Here is a 25516-nt window from a genome sequence, read left to right on the forward strand (position 1 = left end):
AATAAATACTTCTTTTGGTTTTTTGATGGCTTTGCTATCTTTAACCCATGAACAGGTTTCAGCTTTCAGAAATTTATATATACCCCATCAAATCATTGGGAGGCATTAGCTTAACCGAATCTGCGATAGCAGAAACAGGGCTGTTTTACGACCGGAAATGGGTTTTGATTGATGACACTGGTACGTTTATTACGCAAAGGAAGTACCCACAATTATCACTTTTAGAGGTATCGATTACTGCTGAAAACCTTACTGTCGCGCACAAGGAAAACCCCACTTTGCGAATTACCTTTCCAATTGCCAAAACTACAGGAAAACCTATTCCTGTTACAATCTGGGATGATTTAACTGAAGGCATTGAGGTAGACAAAAGTGTGAGCGACTGGTTTTCCGGTTTCATGAATATGCCGGTGCGACTGGTGAGTATGCCGGAACAAGCCCGGAGAATCGTCGATCCAAAATATGCAGCTCATCAGGAAATTGTAAGCTTTGCAGACGGTTACCCCTGCCTGATGATTGGTCAGGCTTCACTGGATCAGCTGAATGAAAAACTGGAAACACCGGTACTCATGGACCGTTTCCGTCCTAATTTTGTATTTACGGGAGGCGAACCGCATGCAGAAGACGCATTTGACTCCTTTGAAATGGGTAGCATCTCATTCTCTGCAGTTAAACCCTGCGCCCGGTGTGTTCTCGTTACGGTGAACCAGCAAACAGCCACCAAAAGTGCCGAACCCCTTAAAACACTGGCAGGATACCGCAGCCTGAATAATAAAATCATGTTCGGTCAGAACCTGCTTCACAAAGGTTCCGGAATCATTAAAGTAGGTATGGAAATCAAGATAAATTCGTTTCAAGAAAAGATTTTAAGTTAATCTGTATCCCTCCCCGCCTCTCACCCACCTTATATCCGCCTTTTACCCACCAAACATCCACCCACGCCTGCCCCGTACAAAACAGAAAAACCGGCATCTATTGCTAAATGCCGGTCTTTAGTATCATAAGGTTGACTACTTCACGTCGCCTTTTACTTTATTTGCAGTACGCTGACCAGGGAGGTAAATCTGGAAGCCAAACGAAAGGTTCAAATTGCTTTGCGTAGTAGCACTACCAAATCCAACCAATCCGTTATATTTTAATAAAGTTTCCAAACCGATGTTAGGTGTTACGAAATAAGCAAAACCTGGCCCAACACTTAGGTTTAAACCGTTGGTGTTACCACCACCTTTGCTTACATTAACACCACCAATACCTGCTGTTGCCTCTGCGAAGAAACGACCATGACGCAATACCTCGGTATCTTTACCCGCATAGTATCTGCCCAATGCACCTACACCGTAACTGGTTGTAGTGTTCGAATTTTTGGCAGTTTCCAAACCGAAGTTTACATAGCCACCCAATGCCAGGTTATCCTGAATAAACCATGCTGCCTTCGGAGTGATGTCTACACTGAAAATTTTAGGATCATCTAAACCTAAATTGATGTTTGTAATGTTACCGCCAACCATAACATTGCCTTTTTGAATCTGCGCCTGAGCCACTCCTGTAAATAAGGCCAGGGAAAATAAGCTTGAAATAAATATTTTTTTCATGTGAATAATAAATGTCCCATCAATATTAATGAGTATTGGTGCAACATGGCTGGTCACATAAAGTTTCAAGATATTTCAGGCACAACTGATTTACAGAACCTTACAATTTAAAGATGATGATAAGATGTTTTTCCCGCAAGCAAAATCCGCTTATTTCCAACCCAATGCTGGCGCAACGTGCTCCAGTATGGACGACAATATATGGATGTTGTAATCAACCCCGAGGGTGTTTGGAATAGTCAGTAACACCGTATCCGCCTCCTGTATCGCTTCATCTTTTCTTAATTCCTCAATGAGCACATCAGGCTCTGCCGCATAGCTTTTACCGAAAACTGCACGCTGATCAGCCTCGATGTAGCCAAAACTATCGGAAGCTTTACCCTGGTTACCAAAGTAATACCTGTCCTGTTCATTCACCAGGGCAAATATAGACCGGCTAACCGAAACCTTAGGCTCACGGCTGTGTCCCGCTTTTTTCCATGCATCTTTATAAAGCCTGATTTGCTCGGCCTGCTGAATATGGAAAGGTTTACCGTTCTCATCAAACTTTAAGGTAGAACTTTGCAGATTCATGGCATTTTCAGCTGCCCATATTGCCGTAGCATTCGATGCAGCTCCCCACCAGATGCGCTCCCGTAGCCCTGCCGAATGCGGTTCCAGGCGTAGTAGTCCCGGAGGATTTGGAAACATCGGATTGGGATTTGGCTGTGCGAATCCGGTTCCATCCAGCTTATCCAGAAATTCCAGTACTTTCCTTCTACCCATATCTGCATCGGTTTCTCCCTCCTGAGGCACATAGCCAAAGTGTCTCCAGCCTTCAATTACCTGCTCCGGCGAACCACGGCTTACCCCAAGTTGCAAACGACCACCTGAAATCAGATCGGCAGCACCTGCATCCTCAACCATATATAGCGGATTTTCATACCGCATATCGATCACGCCTGTACCAATGTCTATAGTTTTTGTTTTTGCCCCGATTGCCGAAAGCAAGGGAAATGGCGACGCCAGCTGCCTCGCAAAATGGTGAACCCGGAAATAAGCCCCATCCAAACCAATTTCCTCTGCTGCTACAGCTAAATCAATTGACTGTAGCAAAGTATCACCCGCACTGCGAGTGAGGTACGAAGGATGATCAGACCAATGGCCGAATGATAAAAAACCTATGTTCTTCATAAAATAAAGATTTAAAACCAAATGTAGGTATAGCTTGCTTCCGCACAGGTCACCGCTTAGTCAAAAGGAAATATCCCTTAGCGTAGATTATTGCAATTAGCGGCCAACAAGCAAGTGAACCAATGTAATCAACGGATTTTACAGAAAAATACATACTTTTATCTCGGACGTCAATCCACGTGCATTAAATTATCAGGAAAATAAAATTCCTGCTGTATTATCAGATACGACATTAAACTATGGAAGATCAAAAAAACTACGATGCGGAATTCTGCGGAAACCTGGCCATACACCAAACCAACTCCATCCAGGACTATGGTTATTTATTGGTATTGGATCATCAGACATTAAATATTGTTCAGGGCAGCGAAAACATCGAAGAGCTTACTGGCAGCGATATCCGGCAGCTGATCAATACCAGCATATCATCACTCTTCCCCGATCTGGATTTGGAATCCCTGCAAAATGAGATCGCTAAAGGACAAAGAAACAGAGTGCCTTTAAGGTGCACCTATCAAATGGAGGGTGAAGAGCTTATCCTTAATGTATTGCTTCATGTTAAAAAAGAACTCGCAATTCTGGAGATAGAAAAAGATGATAAAATTCCTGAACGCAGCTTCTCAGAAGTTTTTCAGGAAGTAAGGTCGTTCATCTCTGTATTGGAAACTACGGAAAATTTAAATGAAATCTGCCAGGCCAGTATTCGTGAAATCCGAAGGATTGCAGGATTCGATGGCATTCGCATGTATCAGTTTGATCACCAGTGGAACGGTACAGTACTCGCCGAGGAGATCACCGGAGAGTTGGAAAGCTATCTTGGCCAGACTTTTCCGGCATCCGATGTGCCGAAACAAGCCCGGGCGTTATACATCAAAAACCCTTACCGGCTAATCCCAAATAGAAGTTATAAGGCTTCCCGGCTTTTCCCGGTCATCAATCCCATTATACACGGATTTTTAGACCTGTCTGACTGCAATCTGAGAAGTATTGCAGCAGTACACCTGGAATACATGGCCAATATGAATGTCGCAGCCTCCATGTCCATCAGGGTTATGGTAGAGGGCCAGTTGTGGGGTCTGATATCCTGCCACCACATCACAGAAAAATACCTGGGCCTCGAAATAAGGTCCATTTTCGAATGGCTAAGTATGGAAATATCTTACCGCATCTCATCTGTCATCAAACAGGAAGAATTAGGACGCAGTGCCGAAATGCTGAAGATACAAGCTGCTGTAGTAGAAACCATATTTAACAACGAAAGTATTGAGAAAGGGCTTACAGCAGATGAAAACAAATATGTATTTTCGCTGTTTAATTCAACTGGATTTGCGCTGAAAATAAATGGTAATATCTCTACTGGCGGCTCAACGCCACAGGACGGGGAATTGGAAAACCTGCTTTTATGGGCATCACGCAAAGCTGCTGATGGCATATATAATACGCAATCGTTAGCCCGGGCATACGATGAGGCCGAGCCCTACATGGAATTAGCCAGTGGAATTTTAGCCATTCCCTTCGGAACCAATAATGAGGATATACTGATTTTTTTCAGGCCCGAATTGATCAGGGAAATTAACTGGGGTGGCAACCCGAATGAAGCGATTAGTTTCGATAAAGATGGTGTAAACTATCACCCCAGAAACTCTTTTAAGCTTTGGCAACAAACTGTAAGGGGACAGTCGGCGAAATGGACAGCTACCGAAATTGAGGCAGCAGAATCATTCAGAAATTTTCTTCTGGGATTCAGAAATGAAAAAACCATTTAAATAAAAACGAGTGAGCATTAAAATGGCTGTAGAAAGCACAAGAAGATTTGATAAGTACATCGTGGCAATCGGGGCATCTGCCGGTGGACTGGAGGCCATTCACGAATTTTTTGATAATATGCCGGCAAATGCCAGCTTTTCCTTTATTGTTATACAGCACCTCTCCTCCGATTATAAAAGTTTACTGGTTGAACTGGTGGCCAAACATACCCATATGAAGGTATTTGAGGCGGCACACAATATGGCCATACAGCAGGACTGCGTTTACATTATACCCAATAACAAACTGATGACCGTAAGTAACGGTCGTTTAAAACTAGCCGATAAATCCCTGGTCAAAGCCCCCAATACGGCAATTGATCACTTCCTCTATACCCTTGCCGAGGATAAAAAGGAAAAGGCCATTGCCGTAATTCTTTCAGGAACAGGAACCGATGGCACCAAAGGAATACAGGCCATAAAAGACTGTGGCGGTATGGTGATTGTTCAGGAGCCCACATCAGCTAAGTTCGATGGTATGCCCAATAGTGCAATTGCATCCGGAAATGCCGACTTCGTACTCCTCCCCGCAGATATTAGTCGCGAGCTGTTTAACTACGTGAATGAAGAGCCTGTTAAGGTGCTCGAAAATGGAAAAATCGACGAGAAATTGCTCGATGAGATTTTCTCACTGGTATATGAGCAGAGCGGGAACGATTTTAATTTGTACAAAACGCCAACCATCATCCGTAGAATTGGAAGGCGCATGAACGAAAACGGCATGCGCACACTTGATGAATATGTGTCCCTACTGCGCAAAAACAATACAGAAGTTGGTGTATTGGGGCAAGATTTTTTAATTGGCGTAACCAAATTCTTCAGAGACAGTGGCGCCTTCGAAGCATTTTCAAAACAACTTACCGAACTCATCAGCAGAAAAAAAGCTGTTGACTCCCTAAAAATATGGGTCTGTGCCTGTAGCACCGGCCAGGAGGCTTATACAGTAGCCATGATTGCAAACGAATGCGTGGAAAAATCAAAGAAAAAAATCGATATTAAGATTTTTGCTACAGATATAGACGACAAAAGCATCGAAATTGCCGGTCGGAATCAGTACCCGCTTAACATTAAAAAAGAAATTCCAGCCCGACTGTTTAAAAAATATGTGGTTCAGGATGGCAAATATTACAGCGTAACCTCCACCTTACGTAAACAAGTAGTTTTTGCTAAACACGACGTAACTAAATCTCCTCCATTCATTAAAAATGATGTGGTTACCTGCCGGAATATGCTCATTTATGTCAACAGCATCCTGCAGGAAAAAATACTGTCCATCTTTCACTTCTCACTCAACCATGGCGGTTACCTTTTTTTAGGGTCCAGTGAAACTGCAGCATCTCTAAAAAACGGATTAACAGAAATCTCCGGTAAGTGGAAACTATCTCAAAAAACCGGTATAATCAATTATGCCGGATACAATACCTATAACACTGGTTCCCGGTCAGTAACCGATCAGGAAAAAAAGAAATCCGGAATCCATGAAACTCCCCTTAGCCAGATTGAACGCAACTTCAACGATTTCGTCACTAAGGGCCTGGGCTTTATCGGAATTTATATCGATAAGTCATACATCATACAGGATGCTATAGGAGATTACCGCAAATACCTTTCGCTACCCGATGGCAAGATAGAGCTGAATATCCTGAAGATGGTTTCCAAAGAACTGTCGATCACTTTAAACACCGCTATACGCAAAGCCTGGAAAGCAAACGAGGAAATCCACCTGCGCAGACTGCGTTTTGAACGCGGGGATAAGGAAACCTACCTCAATGTATCCGTTCAACCGCCAGATGCCAGTCACGGTAGTGGATTTACACTTATCGTATTTGGTGAAAGTGTTGCAGAAAATATTCCTGAAAAAGATAGTGCAGGGATGTTCGACTTTCAGGATGGCAACCAGAATGAATATATATTTGAACTTGAAGCCGAGTTGAATGAAACCAGGAGCCACTTGCAGCTGGCCGTTGAAGAGATGGAGACCACAAATGAGGAACTCCAGTCAACCAACGAAGAGCTCCTCTCGGCAAATGAAGAGCTTCAGTCCAGCAACGAGGAACTGCAATCACTCAACGAAGAATTACACACCCTCAACACAGAACACCAGCTTAAGATAAAGGAGCTGATCGACCTGAATGATGACCTTGATAACTATTTCCGCAGTACCGATATCGGGCAGATCTTTGTTGATGCAGATATGTACATCAGGAAGTTCAATGTGGCGGCCATTAAAATGGTCAACCTCATCGAAGCGGATATTGGTCGTTCTATCGAGCAGATCTCGCACAACATTATTGCTGAAAATCTGACCGATGATATTCAGCAGGTGTTATCTAAAGGAAAAGTAATGGAGAAGGAGATATTGCTTAAAAACGGAGCAAGTAGTCTTCTCAGGATATTACCTTATATCAGAAAGGATAAAAAAACGGATGGTGTAGTAATTACTTTTGTAGATATTTCCAAACTAACCGAACTCAATAATATCATATCAGGGGTGTTCAATGCGAGTCCGAATGGTATCCTGGCATTTAAGGCCATCAGAAATAAACAACACTTTATCACCGACTTTACCTGTATCTCCTTAAACGATCAGGCCACCAGAATTCTTAAACGCAGTCAGCATGAACTGCTAAATGCGGGCTTCTCTGAAAACCTTGCGGAGCTTAGTGATGGTGCATTGATGCAAAAATATATCAGCGTAGTGGAGAAAGGCACAAACCTGCAGCTCGAACTTCAATTGAATAACCGAAGCTGGGTACAGGTGGTTGCCGTAAAAATGTCTGATGGCTTTGTAGCTACCTTAACCGATATTTCGAAACAGAAGCTGGCCGACGAAAAAATCAGGAACAACTATAATGATCTTCTCCAGGCGCGCGAAAGCCTGAAACAGTTAAATTCACAGCTTGAACTCAAGGTAAACGAGCGAACGCAAAAATTATCGGAAAGTGAAACCAGGTTTAACCTCGTTTCCCAGGCTACCAACGATACCATCTGGGACTGGAATCTGGCGGATAATACCATGTGGCGAAGCAGCAACTTCAACACCATGTTTGGTTACCCTGAGGATATCACCAACCAGAATATTGTTTTCTACTTTGATATTATCCATGCCGATGACCGTGAACGGGTAAAGGAAAGCGTATACAATGCGATCAATAATGGTGATGAGCATTGGTCTGCACAATATCGTTTAAAGAAAGCCAATGACAGTTATGCCACCATTCTTGATCGGGGCAGCATCATCATTGATGCGAATCAAATCCCTTACCGGATGGTTGGTTCAATCCTCGATATCTCAACACTGGCTGATACCGAAACTAAACTCAATTTAACTGAACGTAAATTCAGAAAAATATTTGATTCTAATGTGATTGGAATGATTTTCTCCGATATCGAAACCGGACGAATTGATAACGCCAATCATATCTTCCTCGATATGCTGGGCTATACCATTGAAGATTTTGAGCAGGGTAATATCAACTGGATCGACCTCACCCCTGAAGAATTCATGCCCATCAGCAGAATATCGGCCGATCTGCTTAAAACCGAGGGCTTCTGCCCTCCTTTCGAGAAGCAATACAGAGCTAAAAACGGCAAGCTGATCGACGTAATGGTGGGTTCTGCAGTCCTTGATGAGGAAAACAAGCTTGATGCTGTAACCTATGTTATCGACATTACCAAGCAAAAGCATAATGAAAAGCGCCGAAATGAGTTGCAGCAACTGATTAAAAAACAGCAGGACGAGTTTCACAGCATATTCAAAAAAGCACCTGCCCTGATCAGCATTCGCCGCGGTGCAGCACTAACCTACGAGTTCGTGAATGAGGCTTATGCCGCCTTCGACGGTCAAACAGAATATATAGGTAAAACACTCGCTAAAAACTCGCAGTTCGGCACACCTCAACTGCTGGAGATTGAACAGCAGGTAATGAAAACCGGACAAACCTACGTTGCCAATTCCTATCAGCTTCAGCAGAAGGATCAGGTTACCGGTAAGCAAACCGATAGCTGGTTCGATCTCATCATCAATCCGGTATATGCTTCCAATGGAAAAATCGACGGCATATCATTTTTTGGTTTTGAAGTTACTGACCTCATCATTGCCCAGCGCACCACCAGGGATCAGATGAATAAAAAAGATGAATTCATGAGCATTGCCAGCCATGAACTCAAAACACCGATTACCAGCATTAAAGGATATATGCAGTTTGCTATGAAAATGGCGAGGGACAAAAAGTTTGACAATATTTTTGCCTTTATTGATAAAGCAGACAGGCAGGTGGGTAAACTCACCAGACTGGTGGATGACCTGCTTGATGTAACCAAAATACAAGCTGGTAAAATGACATTTAGTTTTTCTGAATTCATGGTATCGGAAGTGGTTAATGAAGCTATAGATGGGATTCAGGGCAACCTCGGCGATCAGCGTGTAATCTGCGAGGTTGAAAATGTAACCATTTATGCAGACAAAAACCGGATTGAGCAGGTGATTTCTAATTTCCTGTCCAACGCCATTAAATATTCGCCTAAAGGAAAAGAAATTTTCGTGAAGGCAAAAGCGGATGGTAAAGCATTAAAATTATCAGTGAAAGATCAGGGTATTGGTATTCCTGAAGATAAATCAGAATTTATTTTCGACCGCTTCTTTAGAGTCGAAGAATCTTCCAGCAATTTCTCAGGCCTGGGCTTAGGTCTCTACATATCGTCGCAAATCATCCACCGCCATCACGGTAAAATCGGCGTAGATAGTGAAATTAATGTTGGCTCCGAATTCTGGTTTGAAATCCCGTTAATGACAAGTAAAAATTAATTAACCTTATCGTTCATGTGTTCAACCTCAATTGTCCCACAAACAGGTGAACACATGAACGATAAGTTAATACACTATCGTCTCCCGTATAATTCTGTAAGCCTGCTCCATTCTTTCGAAAGCCGGTCAGTTAAATAGCCTTTTTTAAGGCGCCAGCCCCAGTTGCCGGTTCGCGTACCGGGCGTATTCATTCTGCTGCGCTCATCAAGTCCTAAAATATCTTGCATAGGCAGTATTGCAGTCCTTGCAATAGAAGAATAGATTAGCGTGATCAGGATTTTATTGATATTTTTCTTTTGTACTGCCTGTCCGGTGTAAGCCTCAAGGCGCTTTTTGGTTGCAGCATCTGCTTCGGTAATAAACCAACCCTTAATTGTATTATTATCGTGTGTGCCAGAATAAGCAATAATATTGGGCGATTCATAATTGTGAGGAATGTGGGAGGAAGCAGATACATCTGCACCTAAGGCGAACTGAACCACCCGCATTCCCGGCAGCCTGAATTTACTTAGAAGCTCTTCAACGCCTTCACTCGCTTCACCAAGATCTTCTGCAATAAGGCGATTAATTAATTCCGGTTCTATGGAATTGAAAAAATCATCAGCAGGACCATCTACCCATTTCCCTGAAATGGCTGTATTCTCCCCGGCTGGTATCGACCAGTATGCAGAGAACGCCCTGAAATGATCCAGCCGGAGCAGGTCGAAATGTTCCAGATTGTTTTTGATCCGCTTCATCCACCACTGATAACCATTTTCTTTCATTGTGACCCAGTTAAATATGGGCATCCCCCAAAGCTGCCCCTCTTCATTAAAATAATCGGGTGGAACGCCAGCCAGCGCCGTGGGTTTCAAATCCTCATCCAGCATAAACAGTGACGGATTTGCCCAAACCTCATGCGCTGCGTAATCGATATAGAAAGGCAGATCTCCGATAAAGGATATCCCCCGTAAGTTTGCATATTGTTTCAACTCGCCCCACTGCTCAAAAAAAATGAACTGTTGCCACTTTATCGCGTCAATCTCCTGTTGATATTGTTCCTCAAAATCCCTAAGCGTCTTTTCGTCCCTGCATTTATATGGTTCCGGCCAATGATACCATTCCTCGGATTGCAGTTGCTGCTGGAGTACTGTATACAAGGCATACTCCCCTAGCCAACTTTCATTATGCTTCAAAAAATTGTTAAAATCCTGGCGAATGTCATCAAACTTACCACTCATAAAGTACTGATAAGCTTTTTCGAGCAATAAGCTTTTTTGCTCACCCGCAACTTCAAATCTAACCTGATCTCCCGCCGGCTTCTCAAAAGCGGTTAAATCACTTTGATCTAATAAGCCCTTTTCAAAAAGCAGCTCCGGACTGATAAACAACACATTGCCAGCGCTGGAAGAATTGCTGGAATATGGCGAATAGCCATTGCCTTTACTAACCGGCGTAATAGGAAGGATTTGCCAGTATTTTTGGCCTGCTTTCTGAAGAAAATCCACAAACCTATAGGCTTCAGGACCGATATCACCGATTGCAAAAGCGGATGGCAACGAACTGATATGCATCAGTATTCCCGCACTTCTCTCCGCCGGTCTGCTCACAAGCTTAATCACTGCAAAAGGCAACTGATCAAAAAGTTCAGCTACATCCAAACCCTTTTTCAGCACATCTTTGTGTCCTTCCCTTTTCGAAAGCAAATCTGACCAACCTAAAGGTGCACCCTTTGGCAATATGATTTCAGTATCTTTCCATAGCCCTGCACATGCATCGATATCAGCTCCGTCACATGCCCTGGCTAACCCAACTGGTAAAGCCACAACAATCCACTCATTACGGTATTTTCTGGCATAAGAAAGGATGTGTTTGGAATGTCTCCCTTTTACTTTAAGTGGAATGTAGTCACCTTCCTCCAGAATATCCGACGCGGATTTTCGCAAACCCATTAGTTGTTGCACCAGTTTCAGTTTGATTGTTCCTGTTAAACGGCTCTGCCAAAGCTCATGGAGGGTTTGGGTGGAAGATGATTCTAAGCGTTTGCTCCGCTCAGGGTAATCAACTGCCCTCCGGTTATCAGGATCTACCATGCTTAAATCCCATAATTCAGTACCCTGGTATACATCCGGAATACCCGGACAGGTAAACTTTAAAATCAGCTGTACCAAACTATTTACAATGGCGAAATCGGCAATTCGCGCTATAAAATCCTGAAGCTGCTTACTACTTTTGTTTTTGTTATCTGTAAGAGCCGTCGCAAAGCCTGACAACTCGGCCTCATATTCTTCATTAGGTGCCGCCCAGTCTGATCTCTTCTTCGCTTCCCGGAGTGCCTTTTGCACAAACTGCTCCAGCCTTTCGCTGAGTTGCTCATCATGATCTTTTGCAAATGGCATTACGCCGATAAGTGTTTGTATCAGCATATACCGGTCGTTCCGGTGCATGCCCTGCAAATCTGAAAATCTGCCTTTTAAAACCGCTATCGATTCACCCAGCTCAGCAAGAAGTTTTTTCCATTCTTTGGGAATATCCGTAAGCACATTCAGCCTGGCCCTCACGTCTTCGCCTCTTTTGGTATCATGGGTAGAACTTGCATTCATGCTGTATGGCCACATTTGTTGCTGCTTCACCATCCATTTATGGAAGGCGTTGACCCCAATACCAAAAGCATCGGCCGCATCACCCACCTCATTATGGCCAATAAAGCGATTGTAGGTAAACATCAAAGTATCCTCAACACCTTTTGCCATCAGCGGACCGGTAAATTGCATGCAACGCTGAAAAAACTGCCCCAAACATTCATTATAATGTAGGTCTGCCCTTTGTGGAATGTCGAGAAACAATTGCCGCAGTAAGGTAGGGGCCGTACTTTTCTTATTCCTTTGTTCAGCAGATAAAATCAGTGCTTCCACTTTTTTATGATACTGCTTGTTTAGGGGAAATGTATATTCATAGTACCGATAAACAGGCATTTCCAGGAGTAGAAGGCCAATGGCTTCCCTGAGTCTTTTCCGTGTGGTGCTGTATTCAACACCCAGCCGATACTGATCAAAGAGGTCACACAGATTTTCCAGTTCTCCTGCCATGTGCTCCGTTAAAATGGCCTGTTTTTTTTCATACAACAAAGCTTCGTGGTCCGGCGTTTTTCCGGTAACCTCCTCATACAATTTGTTGAAGGGCTTTTTAGCCTTTTTATTGGTAAGCAGATTATTCGCCACTGCCAGAAAATCATATCCCGTATTTCCCTGGACAGGCCAATCAGCAGGCATCTCCTCTCCCTGTTCCAGAATCTTTTCCACCACAATATAAACTTCCTCGCCGGCGGCTTTGCGCAACCGTTCGAAGTATTGCTTCGGGTCATATAAACCATCTACATGATCTATCCGTAATCCCTGGAAAACGCCCTTTTCAACCAGTTCTATAATATAGCTATGGTATAAATCAAAAGCCTGTTGTTCCTGTACATTCAGGCAAATTAAACTGTTTACAGTGAAAAAACGGCGGTAGTTGATGTGGCTATTGGTCTCCTGCCAGTTGCAAAGCCGATAAAACTGTTCGCCGGCCACAGTGGTAATGAGTGTTTTATCTGAGAGCCCTGCTTCATCATCCAGTTTTTCCAACTTTCGCCCGCTATCCTCATTCAAGGGCCAGTCGGCATCTCCGGCGCTTAGATAATAGGCTGCATCCTTTTTTTTGATCACCACCGCCCCGTTCTCAATCGCTGCATCAAGGTCTTCCCCCAGAAAAGGTACCATGAGTCTCCCGTCCTCTTTCTGAAGATCAATGTCGAAAAATCCGGCGAAATCAGAATCTGCACCCTTCTTTAAAACGTCCATCAGCCAGCTGTTTTGCGGATGAAATGCCATGTGGTTAGGCACGATATCCTGGAGCCAGTTAATGCCTGCAGCTTTCAGTTGCTTTGATATGGCGATTAGCTCCGCTTCGGTTCCGATTTCCGGATTGATCCTTAAAGGATTCACCGTATCGTAACCATGGGTACTTCCTGGTACCGCTTCAAAAATAGGTGAAGCATAAAGCGTATCAATGCCCAGGTCTGTCAAGTAAGGTATTATCTCTTTAAGTGCCTCAAAATTAAAATCTTTATGAAACTGGATACGGTAGGTTGATTTAGGCTTAAACATCGCTGCTGGTTAAAATAATAATAGATTCTGCTGAGATTTGTATAGTATGATTTGCTGATATAGTCCTGACGGCTGTATTTGGCCCACCCCATTTATCCATTGCTGAATCAAGGAGGGTATACCAATTTACGGCCCAGTCCGGAACTTGCAATTCCTGTGTTAAGTTTGAAAAATTGAGTAAGCAGACTACCCTTTCGGCATAATTCCATCTGCTTAACAACACACAGTTTTGTTCCGGAAATGCCTCTGCCGATACGTGCCTGCGGTCGAGGTTAGCTAAGACGGCATTATTCTTCCTGATGGATATGAGGGCTTTATAAAAGCCGAGCATAATCTGATGATGCCCTTCACCAACTTTGCGCCAGTCGGGTTTTGAGCTATTGAAGGTATTGAGATCCTGAGGATCAGGAGCCTCACCTTCGGCATGAAAGGAAGCAAACTCTGCCTTCCTGCCTTTTCTAACTGCTTCGATCAGATCGGGATCACTGTGGCTTGTAAAAAACTGAAAAGGGTTGCTTTCCGCCCACTCCTCTCCCATAAATATCAAAGGAATAAAAGGGCTGCAAAATACAGCACCTGCCATCAGTTTAATCATCTCAAAACTAAATAACTGGCTGCTTCGCTCGCCTAGCATTCGGTTACCTACCTGATCATGGTTCTGGGAGAATACGGTAAACTGAGACCCCGCATGCCCGTATGCCGGCCGTCCGAAGGTTTTCTGCCGGTGCGGTGAATATTGTCCGTCATACACGTAAGCATCCCGGAATGATTTGGCCAGATGCTCAACGCCGTTGAAATCCGAATAATAACCTTCCTTTTCGCCTCCGGCTGAAACCCGGAGTGCATGATGAAACTCATCGATCCACTGTGCATGCATGCCATACCCAAAACTCCCGGCATCGCTGATGTAGCGTGGATCATTAAGGTCGAGCTCGGCAATCAGGAAAAAAGGTTTATTTAAACTATTGGAAAGCTGATCTGTATAATGTCTCAGTTCCGACAAGAGGTGGACAGCTCCGAAGTCTTTGATGGCATGCACAGCATCCAGACGCAATGCGTCGATGTGAAAATCACGAAACCACATCAGGCAGTTTTCAATGAAAAATGCCCTCACCGCATCGCTATCAGCATCATCAAAATTAATTGCTTTTCCCCATGGCGTTTGGTACTTATCTGTAAAATAGGGACCAAAATCATCAAAGTGGTTGCCTTCAGGGCCAAAGTGATTGTATACCACATCTAATATTACCGCAATTCCTTTGGAATGGCACAGGTCAACCAGCTTTTGCAAAGCCTTTGGCCCGCCATAGCTATGTTGAACAGCGAAGGGGTGTACGCCGTCGTAGCCCCAGTTCCTATTGCCCGAAAACTGGCCTACAGGCATCAGTTCAATCGCAGTGATGCCAAGTGAGATCAGGTGATCAAGCTTATCTGCCATACCCTCGAAATTCCCCAGGTTGGTGAAGGTTCCGGTATGCAATTCATAAATGATAAAATGATCCAGAGCCGGACAACGCCAATGATGGTCACTCCAGGGGTATTGCAAATCGACAGCCCGCGATGCGGCACTAACGCCATCAGGCTGAAAAAGTGAGGCAGGGTCTGGCCGTTCCAGTAACGCGGTATCTTTCTGTTGCGGGTCTGCCTCTATCCTAAAACGGTAATCATCGCCAACGCTGATCCTGGTGGTCCTTACAAACCAATATCCCATATCTTCTTTCCGCATCGCGATTTCCGAATCAGGTAATATCACCGAAACCTGCAACGCATACGGAGCCCAAACTCTGATCTCCGCGTGCCCGGTTTTAAAAACCAGGCCGATTTGTCTTTCCTGTATATTAATGTCCATTTCAACTTATCTTTGTTGACAACACAAAGAAAGCGCAACAGTTTTAGGTGTTTTAATTTACATGTGCAAGGCCAATGTATAGGAAAGTGGATTAGAAAACCCATCTTCATGTAATCAAAAAACCCAAACCGATGCATTTAGCACACATAAACTATTGATTTTGCGTTTTATTCCCGTAAAAACACCTTACTTACCCTGTTTGGTAAACTTTGGTACTTAAATTGCTTTGTCCATGGTGTCTATTTAAATTTAGAAACCTATGACTACAGATCAGTTCAACCTACAAGTTTACGCACATGCATCAGCCTTGAAAAGCTACGCATACAAATTCACAAACAATCTAGATGATGCTGACGATTTGGTACAGGATACAATGATGAAGGCCATTCGTTATTACGACAAATTCGAACAAGGCACTAATTTTAAGGGTTGGTTATTTGTAATCATGAAGAACACTTTCATCAATAACTATCGCAAAACCGTAAAGGTTCAGGCTGTGGTTTCACAAGAGGAAGAAATTTCTTCCAGCCAGTTAATGAGCAGTTCTACACGTAACCAGGCAGAAGGTGCTTTTGCAATGGCTGATATTAAGAAAGCTTTGGATAAATTGCCTACAGCTTATTCAGTACCTTTCATCAGATATGTCGAAGGTTATAAATATGAAGAAATCGCCGCTGAATTAAGTATTCCGCTTGGAACTGTAAAAACCAGAATCCACCAGGCAAGAGAACTGTTGAAAAAACAGTTACAGGTTTACAAACAGAAATTCAACTAGTACATTTAATCATACGAATGATGCAAAAAGACGAGAAAACCTCGTCTTTTTGCATTTGAGGGCATTAGCTGGAGCAGTCACCGACGGGCATTAAATGTTTTTCATTTAACCTTAACAATTTAAGAAAAGTGTATACGTTAAGTATATATTTGTAACACAATAATTTACAGCATAAAAGCTTGATGAACTCGGAGTATCGCCCTTGTACATAAGGGAGAAACGGGAACATGAAAATAAAAACAAAATTTCCTTCGCCACAGGCGGGGAATTTCTATGCGGAACTACGAAAGCGCGTAAACCAGGATTTTACCGACAGAGGAATAAGCATGAATGCTAATCCGAAAATGTGGTTCAAGGCCACACTATTTCTGTCTCTCTTCTTTGCAATCTATTTCATCATCATCTTTGGAAACTTAAACCTGCTGACTTTGGCTTTACTGGCCATTGTTTTAGGAATTGTATGCGCATTCATTGGCTTCAACATCTGCCACGACGCCATCCACGGTTCTTTTTCTTCCAGCAAAAAAGTAAATACTGCTTTAAGTATGATCTTTCATCTGGTTGGAGCTAATCCATATGTATGGAATATCACACACAATATCGTACACCATACCTACACCAATATCTCAGGTCATGATGAAGACATTGATATTGCCCCCGGGCTTATACGGATTTGTAATGAAGAACCGCTTCACGCTCACCAGCGTTTTCAGCAATGGTATGCTTTTCCGCTGTATGGTCTTGCCTCACTATCATGGGTTTTTAGAAAAGATTATAAAAAGTTCTTTCAGAAAAGAATTGGAGCCCGCGAGAACCTTCACCCCGGAATCGAATATTTTAATTTGTTTTTCTTCAAGGCCCTATATTATTTTCTACTGATTGCGCTCCCTCTGATGCTGATGAATGTTGCCTGGTGGCAGGTCGTAATCGGGTTTATATTACTTCACCTTGGTCAGGGTATTACGATGGGACTTGTATTTCAGCTTGCACATGTGGTGGAACTTACGGCATTTCCACTACCAGATGCGAATGGAAATATGGAAGAGGCATGGGCGGAACACCAGATGCGTACAACAGCCAATTTCTCTACCAACAGCTCACTGGCATCGTTTTTCCTCGGGGGGCTCAACATGCAGATCGAACACCATTTATTTCCTAAAATTTGTCATATACATTACCGGCATATTGCGCAGATTGTTCGTCAGACTGCAAAAGATTTTGATCTAGCCTACAATGAAAATCCAACCTTTATGTCAGCCCTGCAATCCCATTTCCGGATTCTTAAAGCCATGGGTGCACCAGTGAAAACTTTGATCGTGAACAAAGCCACCTTACTACCGTTAAAGTAAGCAGTCGGATGGATTATCCAGATCCCTGATAAAATATGAGTTGCTGCCTGAAACCAGACTGAAAAGACATGGTGATAAAGGGCTATATACAGATGACCTGGTTTAAATTATTTTAGCAGTCTTCATTAACACGGGGACAATAGCACACCACTTTTCGGATGAGAAGTGGTGTTTTTTTTGAGGGTCTTCACCAACACACCAGTTACTAATCAACAGGGGCTTAATAGTAGTTTGGCAGTAGGTTGGCAGGGAATTCTCCCTACTAACTCCCTACTAACCCCCTGTTAATCCCCTGGTAACTCCCTGTTAACCTGCCAATCAGGCAGTTCTGATTTTTTATCTGTTCTATACTGTAATTAGACTGTTTATTATTAACAACTAGATTCCGCAAAGCGCAAAACATTTCAGTAAATTCAAAAAATTTAATGAAAAAGCAGGCATGAGCGTACATATCGGACTGATGATTTGGAAAGAAATGAAACAGAAAGGAATGACCATCGTCACCCTGTCAGAGCAACTTGCCATCAGTAAATCAAAAATACAAGACATCATAAATAGCAAAAGTTTAGATATCGAATTGCTGGTGAGTATCAGTGAGGCATTAAAACACAACTTTTTAGCATATTATGAAACGGGAAAGGTATTCCGCGACCTGTCCCATGAAGAAAAAAGAAAATCTTCCGAAGAAATCAGGCGACTCAAAGTATTACTTGCCGAAAAGAACAAAGCACTTGATTTAAAAGAAAAGACCATCCAGAACCTTTCCAATACCATTTCCATTCTGGAAAAAGGCCAACTTTACTAAGTCCTAACGCTTCGCCATACCTACAGCTAAACAGTTCATTCAATAACTGACCTGGCCGCAAACAATTTCCTGATTCTTGTGTATAGTTAACATGAGAAAAAAAATGCGGTAATATGGCCATAGAAAAAGAGAACAATAACAATGAACCTAAACCCGTAGGGGCATTTGGCCGCTCGTTTATCACATTATATGAGGTATTTGGTTTTATTGGCCGGTTTTTTAAAGAGGTTTTTATTCCACCGTATGAGTTCAAGGAGCTCATGCGTCAGTGCTATGAAATTGGATATCGTTCCGCCTTACTCATATCCACCACTGGTTTCATTACAGGTTTGGTTTTTACCAAACAGTCACGTCCATCCCTATCTGAATTCGGTGCTACATCCTGGCTGCCCTCTTTGGTGGGCATTGCTTTGCTTCGTACCCTTGCTCCTTTATTAACTGGTCTTATCGCCGCTGGTAAGGTAGGCTCCAGTATTGGTGCTGAACTGGGATCAATGAAGGTAAGTGAACAGATTGACGCCATGGAAGTGAGTGCAACCAACCCTTTTAAATTTCTGGTGGTTACACGTGTATTGGCGGCAACCATAACCATGCCTATACTTACCTTTTATACCGCAATGATTGGTATGCTTGGCGCCCTGTTAAATGTGTCAGTGAACGAAGGAACAAGTGCTACCACCTTTTTTCAAAGCGCACTGGAAAACATCACATTCCTGGATATTATCGCTTCTACAATTAAGGCCATTATATTCGGCTTTACAATTGCCATTGTGGGTTGTTATCAGGGCTACCATTCTTCGAAAGGAACTGAAGGCGTAGGTAAAGCGGCTAATTCGGCCGTAGTTACGGCCATGTTTCTTATTTTTATAGAAGAAGTTGTTTGCGTTCAGTTTTTCAGTTTATTTAACACTTAATCAGCATGATATCAAAACCATTAACTGATCTGCAAACTGAGAAAGTGATTGAGATCAACAACCTGTGCAAAGCGTTCGGAGATTATAAGGTACTGGAAAATGCTTCTCTTGATTTGTACAAAGGTGAAAATCTTGTCGTACTGGGCAAAAGCGGTACCGGTAAATCAGTACTCATCAAAATTATTGTCGGATTGCTGCTACCTGATAGCGGTACTGTAAACGTACTTGGCCACCATATTGATGAAATCTCTTACCAGGAATTGCTTGATCTCAGGTTGCGCATCGGTTTTTCTTTTCAGAATAGTGCGCTTTACGACAGTATGACTGTGAGGGAAAATCTGGAATTTCCTTTAGTGCGAAACCAGCGCAACATGACCAGGGCTGCAGTAAACGACCTGGTAGAGGAAATGCTCGACGCCGTTGGGTTATCGCAAACCATTAACCAGATGCCTTCAGAGCTTTCTGGTGGACAGCGTAAAAGAATTGGTATTGCCCGTACATTAATCCTGAAGCCCGAAATTATGCTTTACGACGAGCCTACTGCTGGTCTCGATCCGATTACCTCTAAAGAAATTAATAAACTCATTAACGATGTACAGGAACGCTATCATACCAGTGCCATCATCATTACCCACGATTTAACCTGCGCCAAGGAAGTTGGAAACCGCGTAGCCATGCTGGTAGAAAGGCGTTTCGACAGGCAAGGTAGTTTCGATAATATTTTTAACGCCGGTGATCAGCAGGCTCAACCATTTTATGATTACAATTTTATACGATAACCATGAACGATAACAGAAAAAAAATTACAGTAGGCATATTTATTGCCATAGGTATACTCATCTTCCTGGTAGCCATATTTACCCTGGGTGGCCAGAAAAAAACCTTTGTCAAAAGTTTCAACCTCAGTGTGGTTTTCAATGATATACAGGGTCTGAAAAAGGGAAATAACGTTTGGTTTTCAGGCGTGAAGATCGGAACGATCAAAAAAATCGACTTTTATGGTACCTCCCAGGTGAAAGTATTACTGAGCATTGAGGAAGATGTACATAAATACATTCATAAAGATGCCGGGGCGAGTATCGGTGCCGACGGTTTGATTGGAAACAAAATTGTTGTACTTACAGGGGGAACGCCTAAATTTCCCTTCGTTGAAGACGGCGATATGCTGAAAGTAAATACATCACTTTCTACTGATGATATCATGAAAACATTGCAGGTTAATAATAAAAACCTGGTGGATGTGACTTCAGACTTCAAAGTTCTTTCACGCAACCTGATCGATGGTAAAGGCGCTGCAGGAGCTTTGTTGAGTGATGAGCAACTGGCCCAGAATTTTAAATCTATGGTAGCCAACCTGAATAAAACTGCAGCCATTACCTCGCAGGCTGCTGTGCAGTTAGGCACCTTTAGTAAAACGGTTAATACCAAAAACGGACTGATGGATAAGTTGCTTACCGATACGGCTGTGTTTGCACGACTAGAGCGTTCGGTTGGCAGTTTACAGCAAACTACACAATCAGCTAGCGCTATGGCCGCAAACCTGGAAGCTGCATCTGCAAAACTCAAAACCAGCGACAATGCGGCTGGTTTACTACTGAATGATGAGGCCACGGCTAAACAGGTTCGTTCCATTATGCTCAACCTCGATAAAAGCAGCAAGAAACTGGATGAGGATCTGGAAGCTTTACAAAGCAACTTTTTACTCCGTGGTTTCTTCAAAAAAAGAGCTAAAGATTCATTGAAACTTAAAGGCCAGTAACAGCAGCTTCTTCAACCATCCTCATTAATGTCGTCATATTACCATGGGCATTGCCCATGGTGTTATTGAAATAAACATATACTTTTTTTCCCTCACCGAGCCATTCGTTGATGTAGCTGGCATATTCGGTTAAAAAATCCTCAGTGTAACTATCACGATAGTTGCCCTGAGGCCCGTGAAACCGAAGATAAGCCGCTGGGCTGGTATCCCAATCCAACGGAGTGTTCAGGCCTGTGCGGTCGTGTACAACCATGGTTACCTTTAAATCCTCCAGTAATTCTTTAAGTCCATCATCATAAAGTGAGGCATGCCGGCACTCTAAAGCCAGCTCCCACCCCAAAGATTGTTCGCTGGATTTGATGGTTGACAGTAAATGCGCAATAGCAGGGAGTCTATTGATAGTAATACTGGGCGGTAGCTGGATCAGCAAACAAGCCTTTTTAGCCCCTACTGCATTGATATTTTCAAGAAACAATTCTAACTCATTGTGGCTAAAAGATAGATTAGCGTTGTGGGTGATGCCTTTGAATAACTTAAATGTAAATGCAAAATCATCAGGAACTTCCGATGCCCATTTTTGTAGGGTAACAGCTCTCGGGATCTTATAGAAGCTGCTGTTGATTTCTATGCTGTTGCTTAACGAGGCATAATAGTTAAGCCGGGATTTGTCCTGATATGCCTCCGGGTAGTGACTTTTGTTTGGAACCGGCAGCATTAATCCGCTGGTTCCTGAATAGTAGTTTTTTAAGGTTTTAAGCATCACTGTATAGCTGTGGATGCAGGAGGCAGGTTTTTACTTGCTGCGAAAAGCATCATCCTTGTAATTCTTTAATTGCTTTTTTAATAAATGTCTGGCCTGATGAATATGTGTTTTTACAGTTCCCAGTGGTATATTTAATTCTGTAGCGATTTCTTCATATTTAAAACCTTCAAAATACCGGATAAAAGGTATTCGGTAAGCTTCCGGAAGTTTCGATAAAGCCAGTTGAATATCGCGCATCAAAAACTGGTGTTCACCCGCATTTCTGGTTGCACTTTGCATCAGGTGGCTGGAACTAATGTTATCTTCACTCGTAATGATACTTGCCCTTTTGGTTTTTTTGCGGTAATCATTAATGAAGGTATTTTTCATGATCACAAAAAGCCAGGCCTTTAGGTCAGAACCCTTTTCAAACTGATGGGAAAAGCGTAATGCTTTAATCAGGGTATCCTGAATGAGGTCGTTTGCATCGTCACTATCTGCCGTAAAACGCATGGCATGGCGATGCAGGGCATCAGTATTATTGTAAATCAGTGCACTAAATTCCTGTGTTTTCATAGGTGAAATTTGCTTATAGGTTACTATTAATACATCGAAAACCCGCTATAAGTTTGTAAATTCAGGCTATTCCGGAAAAACACGCGTAAATAACGGCTATTAAAGCTTGTATGTGTAACAACCAAATCCTCATTCCATAAAGTAGTGTCAATCCATAAAACTATTATCGATCAGCCATGTTGCTTATTTAACAACAAAAATCTACTATGGAAAAAATACTATCGAAAGGCTATGGTGCCAGCGGTTCCCTGATTGGAGGAAAAACATTAGAGTTAATGCAGTTTGAAAGGAATGAGCCTAAGCCAGACGAAGTACTGATTGAAGTGCTTTACTGTGGCGTATGTCATTCTGATCTTCATCAGGTGAATAATGACTGGAAAAACACGATATATCCCTGTGTACCCGGCCATGAAATTATTGGTAAAATCAGTAGCACGGGTGCTGCAGTATCTAATTTTAAAGTTGGCGACATTGTAGGCGTTGGCTGTATGATCGATTCATGCAAAACCTGTGCCGCTTGCAACGACGGTGAAGAACAGTTTTGCGAGGGACCCCACGGTCAAACCATGACCTATAATGGCTATTGGAAGCCAGATCCGGAATTTAATACCTTTGGTGGTTATTCGAATAATATAGTGGCGCAGGAAAAGTTCGTGATGCGCATCCCCGAAAGCCTTGATATTAAATCCGCAGCTCCTATCCTGTGCGCAGGCGTGACTACATATTCACCTCTGAAACATTTTGGAGTGAAACCAGGACATCAGGTAGGTGTGATTGGAATCGGCGGACTAGGCCATATGGCAATCAAAATTGCCAAAGCCATGGGTGCATCCGTAACCGCGATTACCACTAAAGAAGAAAAAAGAAACGCTGCGCTTGAGCTCGGCGCGGATCAGGTAATCATATCAGAAAATAAAGATGAAATGGAAACTGCTGCTGCGGCATTCGATTTTCTGCTGGCAACCATTCCGTACCCTTTCGATGTTAATGACTATATCCCTTTGCTAAGAAGAAGAGGTGCGATTGTAACTGTTGGTTTATTAGGTCCATATAAAGCACCTACTAATAATATGGAAGTTGCTAAACTTTCCACCACCGTTGGCGGATCGCTTATTGGTGGTACAGTTGAAACACAGGAAGTACTTGATTTCTGTGCTGCTCACGGCATTTCACCTGATGTGCAACTCATTGATATTGCTGAAATTAACGATGCGTTTGAAAAAGTGAAGGATGAAGAAGTGAGATTCCGGTACGTAATCGATATGTCTACACTTAAAGGAGAATAGCGGATTTCATTCAGCAGAATTTTCATTTTCAATTTCATAAAACAAAGGAATTACTTTTATGTTGTTAAATTGGTTGTGGACTTAAATTTTTAGCTCCACAACCCATTTGTTTTACAAAGTAACCAGGTATTTTGATCGTTTTTGAGCCGCTATTTATTTTTTAACGGAAATCCATGAAAATACTCTTAAGTTATTTAAAGAAACACCGCTATATGGTGATGCTGGCTTTGCTGATGACAGCCATCAATCAGGGTTTTTCTTTGGTAGAACCACTGATAGCGGGTAAGCTTGTCGACGATTTCATTAACAAACGTGAACTTCTTTCGAGATCAGAATACTTTTCCGGAATACTCACCCTGGCCGGTATCGGTGTTGGGGCTGCTCTTATCTCCCGCATCGCCAATAACTTTCAGGATTTCTTTACCATTAACATTGCACAGCGCACTGGCGCCGAAATGTATGCTGACGGCATGAAACGGTCTCTGGCCATGCCTTTTTATGTCTTTGAAGACCAAAGAAGCGGCGCCAAATTGGATATGCTCGGACGAGTAAGAAGTGATTCTGAGAACTTTATCAAATCGTCCATCAATGTGAGTTTCATGGCTTTTTTCGGGATTATTTTTGTCTCAGTATACTCGATCATGATTAGCTATAAGGTAACACTTGTTTTCATCGCATCAGTTCCAATAATAACATTTCTGAGCTGGAAGCTATCCGAACGGGTAAAGGTAGTACACCGGGCAATCATTTCTAAAACCTCAGTATTGGCCGGACGTTCCACAGAGTCGCTACGGAATATTGAACTGGTTAAAAGCCATGGATTAGGAGAGCAGGAGATTGAAAGACTGAACACCGCTACTTATAAAATTCTGAATTTAGAGATCGTAAAAACAAAAATCCTCAGGATGCTGAGCTTCGTTCAGGGTACAACGGTAAATTTTGTACGAAGTTTAATGATCGTTGTGATGCTGATGTTAATTTTCGACAGGGAGCTTTCTGCCGGGCAGTATTTCAGCTTTCTGCTTTATTCTTATTTTCTTTTCGGGCCGCTGCAGGAATTCGGACACATGGCACTGACCTGGCGCGAGGCACAAATTTCATTCGGAAATTTCAAACGCATCATGGACATGCCTGTGGAAGCTTCGCCGGAGGTTCCGACCCCGGTGGAACGCATTAATCATATTGAATTTAAAAATGTATTTTTCAAATATAAAAACAGCAGCAACAATGCCCTTGATGGAATCTCATTTCATGCTGAAGAAGGAGAAACTGTTGCATTTGTTGGTCCGTCAGGGTCCGGAAAAACTACGCTGATTAAATTGCTTGTGGGTTTATATAAGCCTTTTGAGGGGGATGTATTTTACAACCGAACCCATACTGATGAGATTGAGCTTGATGAATTGCGCAGGAAAATAGGATTTGTAACCCAGGATACGCAACTGTTTTCAGGGAATATACGCGACAATCTGAGGTTTGTTAGACCGCATGCCACGGATGAAGAATGTATGGAAGCACTCAACAAAGCGGCTTGCCAAACCTTGCTTGCCCGGGCTGAAGACGGACTTGATACACTGATCGGAGAAAGTGGAGTTAAAGTTTCCGGTGGAGAGAAACAACGTTTATCGATAGCCAGGGCGCTGCTTAGAAACCCTAATATTTTGCTTTTTGATGAAGCCACATCTGCATTGGATTCATTGACAGAAGAGGAAATCAGCAAAACCGTAACCAAACTGGCACAGTTAAAAGATCACATCACGCTCATTATCGCACATCGCTTATCAACGATTATGCATGCCGACAGAATTTATGTAATGGAAAACGGACAGATTGTAGAAAGCGGTTCCCATGAGATGTTGCTCGATCAAAAAGGGTTGTATTATGCGATGTGGCGTCAGCAGGTAGGGAAACGTAAGCTGGTTGAAGAGCTCAATAAACTTGATGAGCTGGCATTAAACTAATT

Annotated in this window: 17 protein-coding genes; 11 read left to right on the forward strand and 6 right to left on the reverse strand. The window is 42.8% G+C overall.

Features of this window, described 5'->3' with window-relative positions:
* The first annotated feature begins 47 nt into the window (after window positions 1-47).
* Entirely contained in the window at window positions 48-875 is an 828-nt protein-coding gene (locus AB669_RS17425) for an MOSC domain-containing protein (protein WP_047800619.1), read from the forward strand.
* A gap of 135 nt (window positions 876-1010) precedes the next feature.
* Here the strand turns inward: AB669_RS17425 and AB669_RS17430 are convergent, their stop codons facing one another.
* Both AB669_RS17430 and AB669_RS17435 read right to left on the reverse strand, forming a co-directional pair.
* On the reverse strand, window positions 1011-1592 hold the full coding sequence (locus tag AB669_RS17430; protein ID WP_047800620.1) for a hypothetical protein: 582 nt from the start codon (window positions 1590-1592) through the stop codon (window positions 1011-1013).
* Between the two features lie 150 nt (window positions 1593-1742).
* Window positions 1743-2765, reverse strand: a complete 1023-nt coding sequence (locus tag AB669_RS17435; protein ID WP_047800621.1) for an LLM class flavin-dependent oxidoreductase — start codon at window positions 2763-2765, stop codon at window positions 1743-1745.
* A 239-nt stretch (window positions 2766-3004) separates the two neighbouring features.
* Here AB669_RS17435 and AB669_RS17440 point away from each other — a divergent pair, with 239 nt between their 5' ends.
* Window positions 3005-4531, forward strand: a complete 1527-nt coding sequence (locus AB669_RS17440) for a GAF domain-containing protein (protein WP_047800622.1) — start codon at window positions 3005-3007, stop codon at window positions 4529-4531.
* A gap of 22 nt (window positions 4532-4553) precedes the next feature.
* Window positions 4554-9377 (forward strand): chemotaxis protein CheB, encoded by a 4824-nt coding sequence (locus tag AB669_RS17445; protein ID WP_047800623.1) that lies wholly within the window; start codon window positions 4554-4556, stop codon window positions 9375-9377.
* Between the two features lie 74 nt (window positions 9378-9451).
* Here AB669_RS17445 and treY read toward each other — a convergent pair whose 3' ends face one another.
* Window positions 9452-13501 carry a malto-oligosyltrehalose synthase gene (gene treY, locus AB669_RS17450; protein WP_047800624.1) on the reverse strand — a complete coding sequence of 1350 codons (4050 nt, stop codon included), beginning with the start codon at window positions 13499-13501 and terminating at the stop codon, window positions 9452-9454.
* Window positions 13494-15350, reverse strand: coding sequence for a malto-oligosyltrehalose trehalohydrolase (treZ, locus tag AB669_RS17455; RefSeq protein ID WP_047800625.1), 1857 nt, complete (start codon window positions 15348-15350; stop codon window positions 13494-13496). The genes treY and treZ overlap by 8 nt, the downstream gene beginning before the upstream one ends.
* Before the next feature lie 259 nt (window positions 15351-15609).
* On the opposite strand from treZ, the gene AB669_RS17460 reads away from it, so the two are divergent.
* From AB669_RS17460 to AB669_RS17485, 6 genes are all read left to right on the forward strand, one after another.
* Window positions 15610-16125, forward strand: a complete 516-nt coding sequence (locus AB669_RS17460; RefSeq protein ID WP_047800626.1) for an RNA polymerase sigma factor — start codon at window positions 15610-15612, stop codon at window positions 16123-16125.
* A 227-nt stretch (window positions 16126-16352) separates the two neighbouring features.
* Window positions 16353-17474, forward strand: a complete 1122-nt coding sequence (locus AB669_RS17465; protein WP_047800627.1) for an acyl-CoA desaturase — start codon at window positions 16353-16355, stop codon at window positions 17472-17474.
* A gap of 439 nt (window positions 17475-17913) precedes the next feature.
* Window positions 17914-18279: a helix-turn-helix domain-containing protein gene (locus tag AB669_RS17470; RefSeq protein ID WP_047800628.1), complete on the forward strand. Its 366-nt coding sequence runs from the start codon at window positions 17914-17916 to the stop codon at window positions 18277-18279.
* 113 nt (window positions 18280-18392) lie between these two features.
* Window positions 18393-19193: an ABC transporter permease gene (locus AB669_RS17475; protein WP_047800629.1), complete on the forward strand. Its 801-nt coding sequence runs from the start codon at window positions 18393-18395 to the stop codon at window positions 19191-19193.
* A 5-nt stretch (window positions 19194-19198) separates the two neighbouring features.
* Window positions 19199-19972 (forward strand): ABC transporter ATP-binding protein, encoded by a 774-nt coding sequence (locus AB669_RS17480; RefSeq protein WP_047800630.1) that lies wholly within the window; start codon window positions 19199-19201, stop codon window positions 19970-19972.
* A gap of 2 nt (window positions 19973-19974) precedes the next feature.
* A complete protein-coding gene (locus AB669_RS17485; protein WP_082120721.1) occupies window positions 19975-20952 on the forward strand; it encodes an MlaD family protein in 978 nt (325 codons plus the stop codon).
* Here the strand turns inward: AB669_RS17485 and AB669_RS17490 are convergent.
* Window positions 20939-21712 (reverse strand): DUF72 domain-containing protein, encoded by a 774-nt coding sequence (locus tag AB669_RS17490; RefSeq protein ID WP_047800632.1) that lies wholly within the window; start codon window positions 21710-21712, stop codon window positions 20939-20941. The two genes, AB669_RS17485 and AB669_RS17490, sit on opposite strands and share 14 nt — an antisense overlap.
* 33 nt (window positions 21713-21745) lie before the next feature.
* Window positions 21746-22270: a sigma-70 family RNA polymerase sigma factor gene (locus AB669_RS17495; protein ID WP_047800633.1), complete on the reverse strand. Its 525-nt coding sequence runs from the start codon at window positions 22268-22270 to the stop codon at window positions 21746-21748.
* Window positions 22271-22476: 206 nt separating this feature from the next.
* Here AB669_RS17495 and AB669_RS17500 point away from each other — a divergent pair, with 206 nt between their 5' ends.
* Together AB669_RS17500 and AB669_RS17505 are read left to right on the forward strand one after the other, a co-directional pair.
* Window positions 22477-23556 (forward strand): NAD(P)-dependent alcohol dehydrogenase, encoded by a 1080-nt coding sequence (locus tag AB669_RS17500; protein WP_047800634.1) that lies wholly within the window; start codon window positions 22477-22479, stop codon window positions 23554-23556.
* Between the two features lie 173 nt (window positions 23557-23729).
* Window positions 23730-25514, forward strand: a complete 1785-nt coding sequence (locus AB669_RS17505; protein WP_047800635.1) for an ABC transporter ATP-binding protein — start codon at window positions 23730-23732, stop codon at window positions 25512-25514.
* The last annotated feature ends 2 nt before the right edge of the window (window positions 25515-25516 follow it).

The sequence above is a fragment of the Pedobacter sp. BMA genome (genome assembly GCF_001027745.1).
In the GTDB taxonomy this organism is placed as follows: domain Bacteria; phylum Bacteroidota; class Bacteroidia; order Sphingobacteriales; family Sphingobacteriaceae; genus Pedobacter.